This window comes from Neobacillus cucumis (assembly GCF_016908975.1).
Lineage (GTDB): Bacteria > Bacillota > Bacilli > Bacillales > Cytobacillaceae > Neobacillus > Neobacillus cucumis.
In genome coordinates this window covers 125,260-139,472 of record NZ_JAFBEX010000001.1, presented here as the reverse complement: position 1 = coordinate 139,472, position 14,213 = coordinate 125,260, and the positions used below count along the sequence as shown (strand labels likewise).

General features: G+C 38.7%; 13 protein-coding genes. 9 read left to right on the top strand and 4 right to left on the bottom strand.

The window, feature by feature from the left end; translation table 11 throughout:
• Window positions 1-92: 92 nt before the first annotated feature.
• On the bottom strand, window positions 93-1,772 hold the full coding sequence (locus JOC76_RS00625) for a glutamine--tRNA ligase/YqeY domain fusion protein (protein ID WP_239557454.1): 1,680 nt from the start codon (window positions 1,770-1,772) through the stop codon (window positions 93-95).
• Between the two features lie 212 nt (window positions 1,773-1,984).
• Between JOC76_RS00625 and JOC76_RS00620 the strand changes: the two genes are divergently transcribed.
• The 8 genes from JOC76_RS00620 to ypzF all read left to right on the top strand — a co-directional run bounded on the left by JOC76_RS00620 (window position 1,985) and on the right by ypzF (window position 10,906).
• Entirely contained in the window at window positions 1,985-2,968 is a 984-nt protein-coding gene (locus tag JOC76_RS00620; RefSeq protein WP_205175700.1) for a Gfo/Idh/MocA family protein, read from the top strand.
• A gap of 213 nt (window positions 2,969-3,181) precedes the next feature.
• Window positions 3,182-4,198: a 4Fe-4S binding protein gene (locus tag JOC76_RS00615; protein WP_205175241.1), complete on the top strand. Its 1,017-nt coding sequence runs from the start codon at window positions 3,182-3,184 to the stop codon at window positions 4,196-4,198.
• A gap of 333 nt (window positions 4,199-4,531) precedes the next feature.
• Window positions 4,532-6,259: a WG repeat-containing protein gene (locus tag JOC76_RS00610; RefSeq protein WP_205175240.1), complete on the top strand. Its 1,728-nt coding sequence runs from the start codon at window positions 4,532-4,534 to the stop codon at window positions 6,257-6,259.
• Window positions 6,260-6,722: 463 nt separating this feature from the next.
• A complete protein-coding gene (locus JOC76_RS00605) occupies window positions 6,723-7,526 on the top strand; it encodes an MBL fold metallo-hydrolase (RefSeq protein WP_205175698.1) in 804 nt (267 codons plus the stop codon).
• A 96-nt stretch (window positions 7,527-7,622) separates the two neighbouring features.
• Window positions 7,623-7,922 (top strand): DUF5658 family protein, encoded by a 300-nt coding sequence (locus tag JOC76_RS00600; protein ID WP_205175239.1) that lies wholly within the window; start codon window positions 7,623-7,625, stop codon window positions 7,920-7,922.
• A 101-nt stretch (window positions 7,923-8,023) separates the two neighbouring features.
• Window positions 8,024-9,169, top strand: a complete 1,146-nt coding sequence (locus JOC76_RS00595) for a DEAD/DEAH box helicase (RefSeq protein ID WP_205175237.1) — start codon at window positions 8,024-8,026, stop codon at window positions 9,167-9,169.
• A gap of 78 nt (window positions 9,170-9,247) precedes the next feature.
• Window positions 9,248-10,717 carry an amidase family protein gene (locus JOC76_RS00590; RefSeq protein ID WP_205175235.1) on the top strand — a complete coding sequence of 490 codons (1,470 nt, stop codon included), beginning with the start codon at window positions 9,248-9,250 and terminating at the stop codon, window positions 10,715-10,717.
• Window positions 10,718-10,771: 54 nt separating this feature from the next.
• Window positions 10,772-10,906 (top strand): protein YpzF, encoded by a 135-nt coding sequence (gene ypzF, locus JOC76_RS30360; RefSeq protein WP_307784671.1) that lies wholly within the window; start codon window positions 10,772-10,774, stop codon window positions 10,904-10,906.
• Between the two features lie 104 nt (window positions 10,907-11,010).
• Here ypzF and JOC76_RS00585 read toward each other — a convergent pair whose 3' ends face one another.
• From JOC76_RS00585 to JOC76_RS00575, 3 genes are all read right to left on the bottom strand, one after another.
• Window positions 11,011-12,552, bottom strand: coding sequence for an FAD-dependent oxidoreductase (locus JOC76_RS00585; RefSeq protein WP_205175233.1), 1,542 nt, complete (start codon window positions 12,550-12,552; stop codon window positions 11,011-11,013).
• A gap of 143 nt (window positions 12,553-12,695) precedes the next feature.
• Entirely contained in the window at window positions 12,696-12,842 is a 147-nt protein-coding gene (locus JOC76_RS00580) for a hypothetical protein (RefSeq protein ID WP_205175231.1), read from the bottom strand.
• Between the two features lie 81 nt (window positions 12,843-12,923).
• Window positions 12,924-13,310, bottom strand: a complete 387-nt coding sequence (locus JOC76_RS00575; protein ID WP_205175229.1) for a DUF1360 domain-containing protein — start codon at window positions 13,308-13,310, stop codon at window positions 12,924-12,926.
• A gap of 103 nt (window positions 13,311-13,413) precedes the next feature.
• Here JOC76_RS00575 and safA point away from each other — a divergent pair, with 103 nt between their 5' ends.
• Complete coding sequence (gene safA / locus JOC76_RS00570) at window positions 13,414-14,025, top strand: SafA/ExsA family spore coat assembly protein (protein WP_205175227.1); 612 nt, start codon at window positions 13,414-13,416, stop codon at window positions 14,023-14,025.
• The last annotated feature ends 188 nt before the right edge of the window (window positions 14,026-14,213 follow it).

Genomic DNA, 14,213 nt, shown 5'->3' with positions numbered 1-14,213 from the left:
GCCGAAAATATAAAAAATGCTCAGGGTTAGCCCTGAGCATTTTTTATTCAAAACGGAACCTGTTTTTATTAGAAAAAAGAGGTTCTCTTTTGTTAAATCTTAAACGAACTTTTTAGTGAAACAATTCGATTAAATACAAGCTTATCTACTGTCGTATCTTTAGGATCGACGTTGAAATAGCCATGGCGGAAAAATTGGAATTTATCCTGCGGTACGCTTTCCCTCATATTCGGCTCGACAAAGCCTTGCAAGACTTCTAATGAGTTTGGATTTACATGATCAAGGAAAGACGTTTTTTCTTCCACATCGTTTTCCTCCGTAATATCCAAAATAAGCGGTTCGTATAAACGGAATTCAGCTGGAACGGCATGTGTCGCTTCGACCCAGTGAATCGTTCCTTTTACTTTTCTTCCGGTAAAGCCTGTACCGCTCTTTGTCTCAGGATCATAAGTACAACGAAGTTCGACCACTTCACCATTTGCATCCTTGACAACCTCTTCACATTTAATGAAATAAGCATGTTTTAAGCGAACCTCGTTACCAGGAAATAGGCGGAAATATTTCTTTGGAGGATTCTCCATAAAATCATCTTTTTCAATATAAATTTCACGAGAAAATGGAATTTTCCGCATTCCCATATCCGGATTTTCTGGGTTGATTTCGGCATCCAATAATTCTATTTGTCCTTCTGGATAATTCGTAATAACCACTTTTAATGGGTTAATCACACCCATTGTCCGCGGTACTTTTAATTTTAAATCTTCACGGACATAGTGTTCGAGCATTTGCGAATCAACTGCACCAGACCCCTTGTGAACACCGGTTTCCTTGACAAAAGCACGAATTGATTCTGGCGTAAAGCCTTTCCGTCTCATACCAGAAATGGTTGGCATGCGCGGGTCATCCCAGCCATCGACAAACCCTTCTTCCACTAATTGCTTGAGCTTCCGCTTACTCATTACGGTATTCGTAACATTCAATCGGCCGAATTCGATTTGTTGAGGTGTGCTCTCCATAGCACATTGTTCGACAACCCAGTTATATAATGGTCGTTGATCTTCGAATTCAATTGTACAGATCGAATGGGTTACCCCCTCAATCGCATCCTCAAGCGGATGAGCGAAAGCATACATAGGATAGATGCACCATTTATCACCTGTATTATGGTGCGTTGCATGGGAGATGCGGTAAATAACCGGGTCACGTAGATTGATGTTAGGTGAACTCATATCAATTTTTGCGCGCAGTACCTTTTGACCATTATCAAATTCTCCAGCACGCATCCGTTTAAATAAATCAAGATTCTCTTCAACGGAACGGTCTCTGTAAGGACTATTCTTTCCAGGGGCTGTCAATGTCCCACGGTATTCACGAATTTCATCCGCTGATAAATCATCTACATAGGCAAGGCCTTTTTCAATTAAAAGAACTGCGCGGTTGTACATTTCCTCAAAATAATCCGAAGCAAAGTATAAGTTATCCCATTCGAATCCAAGCCATTTAACATCTTCTTTAATGGAGTTTACAAACTCTATATCTTCCTTTAATGGATTGGTATCATCAAAACGTAAGTTGGTTTGTCCATTAAAATCATCAGCTAATCCGAAGTTGATAATAATTGACTTAGCATGACCAATATGCAAATACCCGTTTGGCTCTGGTGGGAATCGTGTGATAATCTTTTGGTGTTTACCTGATTCCAAATCTTTGATCATAATATCTTTTATGAAATTGGATGTATGATTTTCCACCTTTTCAACCCTCTTTCTCATCAGTGTCTGCTTTTATATGATTCAAAGCCTTACACTTTTCTAAATATCTATTACATATAAATAACATAAAATCAGATATTTTTCCATTGTTCCCATCATTTCATGTTCAAAACAGGAAGAATATGAAAAATTACTTGTTTATATTGGAAAAAGGTGCTTAAAAAGGATAAAATGGTATCTTGAAGTATTTAATAGGAAGAGGTAGGAGTATGATCAACTTTGCAACAGTAGGTACCGGATGGATTACAGAAGCCTTTATCCAAGCAGCGAGACTTAGTGAACAATACCAATTAGTAGGGGTATATTCACGGACTGAAGAAAAAGCAAAACAGCTTGCCCAACAATATAACGCACCAAACTATTATACAGATTTAGAAGAAATGGCCAAAAGCGACGAGATCCAGGCAGTTTACATTGCGTCACCGAATTCACTTCATTTCGAACAAACGTTAATCTTTTTAAAAAATAAAAAGCATGTGATCTGTGAAAAGCCGATTTTCTCTAATTCAGCTGAATTAGCAACCGCCTATAAAATGGCTGAGGAAAATGGCGTTTTCTTATTTGAGGCAATTCGGAATATCCACACGCCAAATTTTAAAATTCTAAAGGAAAAGCTGCACATGGCTGGCCAACTAAGAAGTGCAATCCTTCCGTATTTGCAATACTCCTCACGCTATGATGCCTTTTTAAAAGGAGAGGAACCCAATATTTTCTCTGCCGAATACTCAGGAGGGGCACTTGTCGATTTAGGTGTTTATCCAATATATTTAGCAGTAGGACTGTTTGGGGAACCGAAGAAGGTATCCTATCACCCTGTAATCTTACGAAGTGGTGTCGATGGAAGCGGAACTTTACTATTAGAATACGATGGATTTGTTTGTACAATTCTCTGTTCAAAAATAGTACATTCCGTCCTTCCTTGTGAAATAAATGGAGAGAAAGGGACATTTGTCCTTGAAGATGCGGCCCCAATTTCGAAAATTCTGTTCCATGATTCACATACAAAGGAAAGTCAAATCTTAAGTGTGGACCAGGAACAACAAAACATGGTCTATGAATGTATCAATATCGCCAACATTATTCAAAACCATCATACAATGGAATATAATCAATTGAAAGATTGGAGTAACATCGTTCTTCGAATTACCGAAGAGGCAAGAAGGCAGAATAACATTGTCTTTGGAGTAGAGAAATAAGTATATCCAGCGGAAACGTTCCGCTGGATTTTTTATTGTGTATCTTACTTATTCCAATTTGTATTGGTACTATATTGAGACTAATAAATTTTTGACAAAAATAAGAATGGTAATGTGACATTTTCTTGAAACCAAGAAAACGGATGATTAATATCACATCCCTCCAATTTCGCGTTCATTATAGTTAGGTTAATAATGAATGGAGGAACCAGTATGAAGTCTATGGCTTGGTATCGAAAAAAATTAAAACATAAACCCATACAGATTACGAGATATGCGGTTCAAGCTGTTTTTATGTTATTTTCACTATACATAGGTTTGCAATTTTATCAATTTTATGAGCATTTTGTCACGAATGGCAAAACACCTTTCGTTGAACGGCCTTCAGCTGTCGAGGGTTTTTTGCCCATTAGTGCCCTCGTGGCGTTAAAGGTGTGGCTAACAAGCGGAGATTTTGATGTTGTCCATCCTGCCGGTCTTGTGTTGCTTTCGTTTTTTGTGGGGACAGGGCTCCTTCTTCGGAAGTCCTTCTGCAGCTGGATTTGTCCGATAGGCACCGTCAATGAACTACTTGCCTGGGTTGGTAGAAAAATATTTAAAAAGAACGTTGATATGCCTAGGTGGCTTGTGTGGCTGTTAACCCCAATTAAGTATATTCTGTTGTTATTTTTTATAAGCATGGTCATGCAGATGGATATCTTTAGTGCGAAAAGTTTTTTAGTTGATAATTATAATAAAGTCTCCGATGTGAAAATGCTCTTGTTATTCTTAAATATTAGTGGATTTATGTTGAAGTTCATTATTGTTATTTTTATTTTATCTTTATTTTTTAGAAATTTCTGGTGCCGGTTCCTATGCCCTTACGGAGCCTTAATTAGTTTGGGATCTATTTTTAGAATAACTAAAATTGAGCGAAAGGTTGATACATGTACCAACTGCGGAATGTGTACAAAGGTTTGTCCGCAGCGTTTAAAGGTTCATAAGCTGGAAAAGGTAAATTCACTTAATTGCTCTGCGTGTATGTCATGTGTAGAAGCATGCCCGATTAAAGATACATTGTACATGACGGTTGCCAAGAAGAAGGTCAATAAATGGGTTGTTCCGGTTACATTCTTTGTTTTATTCTTCGTTGTGATTGGAGTTGCGAAAATGACTGGGCACTGGAATACCATTATTACTTATGAAGAATGGAAACAATTAATCCCTGAAGCCCGTTATATTGGTCATTAATATATTAAAGCAAGTAGTTTAAATCATTTATTATTTCGCTGTGTTAACATGGATGTTGATTTCCGCTCCAAGCGCTCGCTTTCCGAGGGCGTGCCGGGGAGCCTCCTCGGCGATGAAAGCGCCTGTGGGGTCTCCTCTGCCCCGTACTCCCGCAGGAGTCGAGCGCCTTCCGCTCCAATCAACATCGTTCCGAAATCAACAATATCCTTTAACACAGCCTATAATTTAATAATGATAAAAGTTAGTACACTTCATTAGTGTGCTATTTTTTTGTCATCACACTTATTATCTAATATTTTCATATATATATTAAAAAATAATGGGTGTGAAACAATGGTTGGATTTTATCAAGAAGTAAGGGGAGTTTATTTATTTCCTGCGGCTTTTCGCGAAATTGGCGGAACCAAATGGGGGTACATCAATGCGAAAGGTAAAGTGGTGCTTCCACCTATCTATGACCAAGCGGAAGATTATCAAGATAATGGATTAGCCATTGTTCATCTAATGGATAAATCAGGAATTATTAATGAACAAGGTTATTTTATCGTGAAACCCAAATATGATACGATTCAGTCGTTTTCAGAGGGGCGTTCGATTGTCAATGACCGAGAAGGAAACAAAGTCATTGATGAAAGTGGCAAAGTGATTACCGATAGGGCTTATACGGTAATCAGCCCTGAATATATACAGGGACGCGTGGAAGCTGCAGAAACAGACGAACAAGGGAATTATCAGTATGGGTATTTAAATAAAAGAGGTAAGATAGTGATTCCGCTCATCTATGAATCGACAAGTGAATTTACTGAGGGAAGGGCTGTTGTTAAAACGTTAAAGGGGCAGTATCAATTAATTGACCTTACAGGTAAAGTATTGCAAACCTATCCATATGCATGGGTAGGCAATTATGGTCAAGGGCTTCTCTCCTTTAAAAAAAGTAATGATGGAAAATATGGCTATATCGATATTCAGGGAAACATTGTTATGGAGCCAAATTTCACAACAGCAGAGCGTTTTGTTGATAGTCGTGCTGTTGTCAGTATAGACGGTGATCAGCGAGGCTTATATGGACTCATTAAACCTGATGGAAATTATATAATAAAGCCTCATTATAACGGGATTGTATACTTAGGGGAAAACCGGTTTGCCATTGGGAAGGAGCTCGATCCAAAACAGGCATGTATAAGATCGATTTTTGCAGTGGCTGACCATGAAGGACATCTATTAACTGGGTTTATTTTTCGTGAAATCGGACACTTTCAGGACGGACTGGCATCTGTATCTGATGATCAGTATACCTACTTTATTGATACTCTTGGGAATCGAGTGGTTCACTTACCCCAAGTAAGCGGAGGTGGGTGGCTTAGTTTTGATAAGACGCTTATAAAAGGTGATATTGATCAACGCGTGATTTATTTTAGTCAAACGAATGAGCTGATTTGGGAACAAGCATCTATTTTTCCATTAACGAAACAACTAGCCATTTTAGAACAAAAATATAGGCCTAATTTTGATTATCTTATATACTACCCTGAGATTAAAGGAATGACAAATCCTGCTCAGGTAAATGAAAAGCTAAAGGAAATGGCTGGGGTTAAACCAGTCCCGTCGACTCCATTAGAATATAGTTATACAGGTGATTTTGAGATTACTTTTTTCATGAAAGATTTATTAGTGCTTGAAATCACAGGATACGAATATCCATTTTGTGCGGCACATGGGATGCCAATCAAAAAATATGCACATATAAATCTGAGAACGGGCAAGTTCTATCAATTGAAAGATCTTTTCAAGGCAGGAAGTCCATATGTTAAGGCAATCAGTGATTTGATTGAGGAACAGATAAAAAGTAATGATGAGTATTCATACCTCTTTCCAAATGAATACCATGGTATACAATCGGCTCAGCCGTTTTTTATCAGTGAAACTGGCTTGAATATCTTTTTTCACCCTTACGATATTGCCTCATTTGCAGCCGGTTTTCCTACATTTACGATCTCATTTCATGAACTTAAGGAATGGATAGATGTTAACGGTGAGTTTTGGAGGACATTTCGTTCATAATAGAAGACCGATAAAAAGCGTGGATTCAGGAGGATTCACGCTTATTTATGATTATTAAATTTTACAAACTTCTTCCTTATAACAAACCAGTAGCAGCTGAGACCAATAATGAGGAAAAGACAAACTACAAATGGGACAATGTAATCTTTAAATGAAGCTAGATATGCAATTATACTTAACATCATATTCAACTCCAATATTTTGTTTATCTAGATGTAATTCTATCATCTATTGCACTCTAATTAATCGAATCACCGCATTGTTCACAAACCTTTCGAAATTAAGGACCTTAGCATAGGTTCTTAATGATGCTTTATTAAGAACTTAAATGTTTGTTATAATGTAATTGGCCAGGTTTTTTTTAAACCGACATAAATTGGATTATTAGGTTAAATAATAGTAAAAAGGGGGTATCTGAGTGGATAAGATTCAGGATAATAAATTTGAAGACTCGTTTTTACCGATGACATCTGTAGGTAGCGGAGTTGGTGAAGCTGTGCTTCCTGATGTCTATTGCTACACGAATCAAATTGTCAATCTTGTCGTTGTAGGAAATCCAAGTGATTCAAATGAATTTGTATTGATTGACACAGGCATGCCAAGGTCGGATGCTCAAATTAAGGACATGTTGCAAGAACGTTTTCGGGAAAAGGCTTTTCCGAGAGCAATCATCCTAACCCATGGACATTTCGATCATGTTGGCTCCCTTACTGCTTTATTAGAGGATTGGGACATTCCAGTATATGCGCATGAAAAAGAACTCCCTTATTTAACTGGTAAAGAGGATTATCCGCCTGGAGATCCCAGTGTGGACAGCGGGCTTGTAGCTAGAATGTCTCCGATGTTTCCGAATCATGGAATTGATATTAGTCCACACGTGCGGGCGCTTCCAAGTGATGGAACGGTTCCCAATATGCCAGGCTGGAGATGGATACATACTCCAGGACATACACCGGGTCATATCTCCTTATTCAGAGACCAAGACAAAGCCCTTATAGTTGGTGATGCCTTTGTCACTGTAAAACAGGAATCTCTTTATAAGGTCGTGACACAAACACAGGAAATTAGCGGTCCGCCTAGATATTTTACGACAGATTGGGATGCGGCTTTCGAGTCTGTTAAAAAATTGGAAGCCCTAAAGCCACAGATTGCTGTGACCGGGCATGGAATCCCGATGAGCGGAGAGGAGCTATCTAAGAACCTTAGCTATTTGGTAGCGAATTTTAAAAGAATAGCTAAACCTGATAGTGGGAAGTATGTAAATTAATAAGTTTCTAGGGTTGCCTTAAAGCAGCCTCTCCTTTTCTTGTTTTTGTTCGTAATAAAGAAGATTTAGATTAGTATAACCATAAAAGGAGGAGCCATGAACCCTTGTATTTTTTTACTTGCAGCTGGTTTATTAGATGCAATCTTGACGCAAGTTGGAATATCAACTGGATTAATTAAAGAAGGGAATCCAATGATGAGCCAAGTGATTAGCAAAGGCTGGTCCTATTTTTATTTTATTAAGATCATCCTTCCGCTTATGCTGCTTGGTTTATTTTATCTGAAACCATTTATAGGTAGGGTAAGAAAGCTGCTCCTTACAACTTGTGTCCTATATTCATCAGTTCTTATCTATCACATGGTCTGGATCATCCTCTACCTCAAAACATCAACATAATTCCAAACTAGACACCTTCCACATAATAAGATAGTATCAATACGATATGTAATAACCAATAATAAACGTAAAAAATGATTTTGAAATAAAAGGAGTACAAAATGTTAAACACTTTACACCCTTTTTTACAGGAAGCGTGGCAAAAATCAGGATTCCAGGCCCCAACTTCTATCCAGGAATCAGCCATCCCACTAATACTTGAAGGCAGGGATGTGGTGGCCGAATCACCTACAGGTACCGGGAAGACACTTGCCTATTTGCTTCCATTGTTACATAAAATCGATAGCAAGACACCTTCCTTACAGGCAGTAGTACTGGCCTCTTCACAAGAGCTTGTTATGCAGGTATTTCAAGAATTCCAAAAGTGGTCGGAAGGAAGCGGGATTAGAGGGACGTCCATCATTGGCGGTGCAAACCTAAAACGACAGCTTGAAAAATTAAAGAAACGACCGCATATTATATTTGCTACCCCAGGACGGTTACTGGAGTTAATCAAGCAAAAAAAAGTAAAGATGCATGAAATCAAGATGGTGGTCCTTGATGAGGGAGACCAGCTGTTAATTCCAGAGCATTTACAGACAGTCCAGCAGATTATTAAATCAACCATGGGAGACAGGCAAGTTGTATTATTTTCGGCTACAATGAAGCAAGCAACTGAAAAATTAGCTAAAGAAATGACTAAAGACCCTGAAGTAATACGGATTGAAAAAGATGAGGCTGCTTCCTCTGGAGAAGTGGAACATATTTATTTCTTGTGTGAGCAAAGAGATAAAATTAAGCTGCTTGAAAAAATTGCTCGCCTTGAGAATAGTAAATCACTTGCTTTTATAAATGATATTGGTGAGATTCAAGTATTCAAAGAGAAATTATTATTTAAGGATTTATCTATTGGGATACTTCATAGTGATATGAAAAAGCTAGAACGACAAGCCGCGTTAAAGGATTTCCGTGATGGAAAAATGAAAATGCTGATTGCCACAGATATTGCTGCACGGGGGCTCGATATTCAAGGAGTAAGCCATGTGGTCCAGATTGACTTTCCTAAGGATATCAGCCAATATGTCCACAGAGCTGGCAGAACCGGAAGAATGGGTGCTGACGGGACTGTCATATCACTGGTAACCGAACGTGAAGAACGAGAATTGAAGCGTTTTTGCCGGGAATTACAAATTCCGCTTCACAAGAGAATTTTTTATCAAGGAAAAATGGTAGCGGAAGACCAAAGAAAACAAAAGCAAAATCGTTAAAAAGAAGCAGTGGTTTTTTCCACTGCTTTTTTATTGACGTTGACTTGCATTTTTATATGGAAAATATAGGGGAAAATCATGCGAAATCCTAAATTGAAAAAATTATTGGAAGAATGGCTTGAAGAAGTGACCATCCGTGAGATACAGGAAAAATTAACAAGTGGTGACCTTACCTCTAAAGAGCTTGTATTGCTGTACTTGAAGAGAATCTCTATTTATGACAAGTCCATTCATTCGATCCTTGAAATCAATCCTGATGCCTTACATATTGCGGAAGCGCTAGACATAGAACGAAAAAGATCCGGTTCGCGCAGCCCGTTGCATGGAATTCCAATTTTAATCAAGGATAATATTGACACTCACGATAAAATGCATACAAGTGCAGGTTCATTGGCATTAAAGGATTCAATTGCTTTAGAGGATTCAGCCGTGGCGGAGCAATTACGTAAAGCGGGGGTAATTGTAATTGGTAAAACCAATATGACCGAATGGGCAAACTTTATGGCATATGGAATGAAGAGTGGTTATAGCTCGAGAGGCGGGCAGGTCCTTAATCCATATGGACCAGGAAAATTCGATGTGGGAGGCTCTAGTTCAGGTTCGGGAGCAGCGATTGCCGCGAATTTTGCTGTTGCAGCTGTTGGGACGGAAACTTCTGGTTCTATCTTAAATCCTTCCTGTCAGAACTCTTTGGTGGGAATTAAGCCTACGGTTGGGTTAATTAGCAGGAGAGGAATTATTCCGATTGCACATACACAGGATACAGCCGGTCCTATGGCAAGGACAGGTGAAGATGCCGCTATATTGCTTACGGCACTTTGTGGAATGGATGAGCGTGACCCAATTACGAAAACCAATCCTTTCATAGGTACAGACTTTTCAAGTTTTCTTCGGAAAGACGGTCTTAAAGGAAAAAAAATAGGTATTGCAAAAGAAGGATTTTTTGAGCTTTTAACTAAAGATAAGACAGACGTTGTGAAAGCTGCACTAGAGGTAATAAAAAACTCAGAGGCTGAGGTAGTGGAAGATATCATGATTCCTTCTGTAAATGCTGAATGGAAATATGATGTTCTGATGTATGAATTTAAACCTGATTTAAATGCCTATTTAAGTAAACTTTCCCCGTCGATATCTATTAGAACACTTGCTGATTTAATCGAATTTAATAAAAAAAATAAAGAACAAATGCTGAAATATGGACAAGATGTGCTGGTAGAATCAGAATTAACAAGCGGATCATTAACGGAGCCAGCTTATATCGATGCATTAGCATTTGATCTATATCATTCCACCAAGCAAGGGATTGATTTTGCTCTAGAAAAGAGTGGATTAGATGTGATTGTGATTCCAAATGATGAAGGGTCACATATTAGTGCAAAGGCAGGTTATCCCACAATAACAGTTCCGGCAGGGTATACTTCAGCCGGAGAACCTGTCGGTATTTCATTTGCCGGAACCGCCTTTAGTGAACCTGTATTAATTGAAATTGCTTATGCCTTTGAGCAAATAACACGTTGCAGAAAAGCACCTATCTTCGTGCAGGAATAGGGGGAATCTGTTTCATCCATACTATAAAAGATTTCTTGAAAAGGAGATGGTAGTGTGGGAAAACAGAAGTTAGGAAATGCCAATGCACAGCGTAATAATAATCGTAAAAAGGGCATGAAAGACAGTGATGAATTAGTGGAATTTACAACTGGTGAAGAGTTAAAACGGAATCGTCCGAATAGCAAATAAAAGGGAACGCCTCCTCCGAAGGGAAGGGGCGTTCTTTTAATTTGGGATAGAAAGGTGAGAATTGTTAATATATTCGATTTTTGTTAATATCAGCCCTCACCTTATCAAACCTCCCCTTTTCGAAGAAGCCCGAGCGGCTTATGAGTTGGACCCTCAATTACATCTCCTGCATACGAGTAGCGTGACCCGTGGCATGGGCAGTCCCAAGACTTTTCAGCATGGTTCCATTCACATTCACAACCAAGGTGGGTACAGGTTGTATCGACTATATAAAGCGTTCCATTATCATCCTTATAGGCGCCGGCACGTTTTCCTTGATACAAGACAACGGAACCTTCTCCGTTTTGTAAGTCATCCGGAACTCGTTCAATCATCTCAAGTTTGCCTTTTAGCAAGTGCTTGGCCACATCCGCATTGGTAGTAATGACACTCTTCAAATCAGGGTCAGCTTGGAACCTTGACGGAGAGTATATGTCTTCAAACCGGTTTGAACCGCGGACAATCAAATCTGTTAAAAGATGAGCCGCTAATATTCCTGTAGACATGCCCCACTTTTTATAGCCAGTTGCCACTAAAACATTTTTACGTTGAGATGTGTATGGTCCAATATAAGGAATTTTATCAAGTGTTACATTATCCTGTGCTGACCAGCGGTATTGGTATTCATTTATTCCAAAGACCTCTTCAGTAAAGTGCTGCAGTTCTTCAAAGTGCTTTAAGGTGTCAACACCCTGACCTGTTTTGTGGTTTTCTCCACCTACAATCAGCAGATTTTCGCCATTATCAAGTGGTGTATAGCGAATCGAACGTGATGGACTGTCTGCACTGATATACATTCCGCCAGGATATTCTTGATTAGTCTTGACCCCGATGGCATATGAGCGATCCGCATACATTTTTGCAAAATATAGTCCCGGTTTATCGTAAAAAGGAAAATGGGAAGCAATAATCACATGCTTAGCGGTTACTCTTTGGCCAGATTTAGTGACAACCTTTGGTTCTTGGTAGTCATCTTCAATACCGTCCGCAACTGTATTCTCATACACAGAGCAGCCTGCATTAATAGCTTCCTCTAAAAGTGCTTTTAAAAATTTCAATGGATGAAACTGAGCCTGATTGCTCATCATTAGTGCGGCTTTAACGGGTATATTAAATGGAATTGAGTCTTTTAAGGCCCCAGCAATGTCGAGGCTTTTATATGCCTCCCACTCATTTTTTAGCTTAGCCGCATACTCATCCGTTGTGGCATAAACATAAGCCTCCTGCTTGCTAAAGTCACAATCAATACCTTTCTCTTTGACAGTATTCTCGACAAACTGAACCGCCATCATCATTGATTCATAATACTTTCTTGCTTTTTCTTTCCCCAAATGATGAATGAACTCATCATAAATAAGCCCGTGTTGTGCTGTTAATTTTGCGGTTGTGTGTCCGGTCGTTCCGTTTAAAATGCCGCCAGCTTCAAGAATGGCAACATTTAGCCCCTCCTTAGTCAATAAGTAGGCCGCGGTAATTCCAGTAATTCCCCCGCCAACAATAGCAACATCAACATTTATATCTTGGTCTAATGATTGAAATGTCGGTAGTTCGATTTCACGCCAATAGGTACGTGGAAACTTCTTTTGGGTGTTGTCAGTTGAACTCATATGTATTCCTCCGCTTTAGATTATTCACATGTTTAATTTTTCCTAAAGTGAAAAAAACATGTAAGGCAGAAGACACATTATTTTTCTCGAAAAATAAAAAAACCCGCTGTTTTGGCGAGTTTTAAGGGAATTCAGAGGGAAGGTTATGGGGAATCTTGTTCTGATTTAATTTTATCAATTCTATGGGCATCGTCTGTATCCAGTCCTTGCCGTAAGAAATGAATAAAGGTACCTCCTGCAATGCCAAGACAAAGGACGAAAGCAATCGTTGTTATCCACCATATTGTCATTGGATTACCCCCTTTAAATATGCTTAAAGCTCAAAGCATATCTAAATATATGCGCAGGAGGGATTATTTCTTCCACTTTGTCTAGGGTTTGCTGGTATCTTTTTTCTGAAGTTCTGCATAATAATCGACCTTTTTTATGTTCACTCCAACAAAGGTTTCAATAATGGATTGGCCGCCGGCAATGGATAGAATTAAAATGATCACAAAAGTGACCTTTGGAAAAAGCAGATAAAAGGCGCCTAAAAAAATAGCACTCCAAACGCCCGCACACCAATAACATTTTAATAAGTAGCCGAACATTGATTTGGGTACTTCCTTTGTTTTTGTACCCTCAGCGGTTTCGACTTTGATCTTTTTTACAAATGGGCGGCGGATAAATTCGGTAATCTTATCAAACACAATCAAATGGGTTAATCGGTAGCTCGCTAGGATTAACATAATATAAGTCAGCCCAGAAATGTTTGTCACTTTTAGAGTCCTCCAAAAACTGTTCTACTTTAGTAGAATTTTTTTTTTGCTATTTGTATATTTTGAGCTGGAAATCAAAATTATATATCGAGGAGGCGATAAAATGAGAAAATCTTTTTGGTTTGGATTTCTATTTATAATATCTTTATTTTGTATACCAAGTATTTCTTTTGCGCAGCAAATTTACACGGTTCAGTCTGGGGATTCACTTTGGAAAATTGCGGTCAGATTTCAAGTAGGGATTAGCGAAATTATTTCCGCAAACCCACAATTTAAGAATCCTAATTTAATCTATCCTGGTCAAAAGGTTACGATTCCTGACTTAAGCGGTGTAAAATCAATTGAAAATCAAGTCATCCAATTGACCAATCAGGAGCGAGTAAAAAATGGACTTCCAGCCATGACAGCAGATTGGGAGCTGTCTCGTGTAGCGCGTTACAAAGCAATGGATATGAGGGATAAAAATTACTTTAGTCATACAAGCCCAACGTATGGCAGCCCATTTACGATGATGCAGAATTTTGGTATCACCTACCGGACAGCAGCGGAAAACATTGCTGCAGGCCAAACGACACCACAATCGGTTGTACAGTCATGGATGAACAGTTCAGGTCACAGAGCTAATATCCTCAGCTCCAATACGCGGATAGGAGTTGGTTACGCTAAGGGCGGTTCATATGGTTATTACTGGGTACAGATGTTTATATCAAAATAATACCAGCAAGGGTCAGTATCTTGAACAAAAGCTTCAAGGGCTGACCTTTTCTACGTCTTAAGACCGAGAACAAAATCAAGCTTAGGCGCAATTATGTGCAGAAAGGAATAAAGGTATGATGAAATAAAGAAAAATCGATGGAAACAACGAATTTTTTGTCTTTAAATGGTATTCTATAAGAAAAGCGG

Coding starts and splice junctions, on each gene's coding strand:
- JOC76_RS00625 (WP_239557454.1), bottom strand. CDS start 1,772: ATGAGAAAGAGGGTTGAAAAGGTGGAAAATCATACATCCAATTTCATA.
- JOC76_RS00615 (WP_205175241.1), top strand. CDS start 3,182: ATGAAGTCTATGGCTTGGTATCGAAAAAAATTAAAACATAAACCCATA.
- JOC76_RS00610 (WP_205175240.1), top strand. CDS start 4,532: ATGGTTGGATTTTATCAAGAAGTAAGGGGAGTTTATTTATTTCCTGCG.
- JOC76_RS00605 (WP_205175698.1), top strand. CDS start 6,723: ATGACATCTGTAGGTAGCGGAGTTGGTGAAGCTGTGCTTCCTGATGTC.
- JOC76_RS00600 (WP_205175239.1), top strand. CDS start 7,623: ATGAACCCTTGTATTTTTTTACTTGCAGCTGGTTTATTAGATGCAATC.
- JOC76_RS00595 (WP_205175237.1), top strand. CDS start 8,024: ATGTTAAACACTTTACACCCTTTTTTACAGGAAGCGTGGCAAAAATCA.
- JOC76_RS00590 (WP_205175235.1), top strand. CDS start 9,248: ATGCGAAATCCTAAATTGAAAAAATTATTGGAAGAATGGCTTGAAGAA.
- JOC76_RS00585 (WP_205175233.1), bottom strand. CDS start 12,552: ATGAGTTCAACTGACAACACCCAAAAGAAGTTTCCACGTACCTATTGG.
- JOC76_RS00580 (WP_205175231.1), bottom strand. CDS start 12,842: ATGACAATATGGTGGATAACAACGATTGCTTTCGTCCTTTGTCTTGGC.
- safA (WP_205175227.1), top strand. CDS start 13,414: ATGAGAAAATCTTTTTGGTTTGGATTTCTATTTATAATATCTTTATTT.